This window comes from Oleiphilus sp. HI0043 (genome assembly GCF_001634935.1).
The window spans coordinates 1-440 of record NZ_LWEY01001077.1; the positions used below are offsets into that span (position 1 = coordinate 1).

1 protein-coding gene and 1 pseudogene are annotated in these 440 nt (G+C 46.6%); both read left to right on the forward strand.

The window, feature by feature from the left end; genetic code table 11:
- Positions 1-276 (forward strand): annotated as a pseudogene (locus A3729_RS32980) (IS21 family transposase); the annotation flags it as partial.
- Positions 277-280: 4 nt separating this feature from the next.
- Positions 281-440, forward strand: a 160-nt coding sequence (locus tag A3729_RS34575; RefSeq protein ID WP_369820130.1) for an ATP-binding protein, incomplete at its 3' end; no start/stop codon positions are given.

Consider the following 440-nt stretch of genomic DNA (forward strand, 5'->3'; position numbering starts at 1 on the left):
AAGTATTTACTTCGACGACAAGGTGGTGATCGAGAAATGGTCGAGATATTGGCCTTGGTACTTCATCACGACGAACAGCTGGTTGAGCAAGCGGTTGAGGAATCTCTGCGATGCGGGCACCCCTCAAAACAGCATGTAATGAACTGTTTGAGCCAACTCATCGAACAGGAAACACCTGAGCCTTTGCTAACACCACCCTCTCTCATTCTAAACGAAGAGCCTATTGCCAACACACAACGCTACGATCAACTAAGAGGTCATCCTTATGCACATTGAAACCATGATCCACACCTTCAAACAACTCAAACTACACGGTATGGCCAACAGTGTTATGGAGCTATCACAGCAAGCTGGGCCATCTTACCTTCAAGCACAGCCCATTCTTGAAGCCTTGATCAAAGCTGAAGTAACAGATCGAGAAGTGCGATCAATCGCTTATC